The 479-nt window shown below is 41.8% G+C and carries 1 protein-coding gene; it reads right to left on the reverse strand.

Annotated features, from left to right (window positions below; genetic code table 11):
* Window positions 1-479, reverse strand: a 479-nt coding sequence (locus H6A28_RS14880) for a C69 family dipeptidase (protein WP_204481077.1), incomplete at both ends; no start/stop codon positions are given.

Consider the following 479-nt stretch of genomic DNA (forward strand, 5'->3'; position numbering starts at 1 on the left):
CCCGCTAATCCAACTGGCACATCATTACGGATTTGTAAAATATGCGTTTCAAAATTACGGTTGATTCCAATTGGGCGAAAACGTTTCTTTTCCGCCGCTGTACCTTGGTCTCCATAGACATCGTACGGCGTATTTTGATAATGAGAAGCCATCAAAAACATAATGTCGTCAACACTAATTTTACGATCGGCATGTACAATAAACGGCTGGTCCTGATCTAGCGGGGTGGTTTGTGAGTTAGGATCAAAGTAGTGTTGAACGTACCAAGCACGCGGATTGTTATAATGAGTGTCCTTGACGGTTGCACTACCAAATATGTGACGTAAATTATAACCTTCGAAATCTGGATTAAGCTTATAGTCAGCGATTATAGCCTGCAAATCCGCAGAGGCCATAAAATCAGGTGACTCAAAGTCAAACTCGTCAATATTAAGACGGTTAGGAGCCACAACATAAGCATCATCTGGAATTCTTCTAGC

Source organism: Bacteroides mediterraneensis (assembly GCF_016900355.1).
In the GTDB taxonomy this organism is placed as follows: Bacteria; Bacteroidota; Bacteroidia; order Bacteroidales; family Bacteroidaceae; genus Phocaeicola.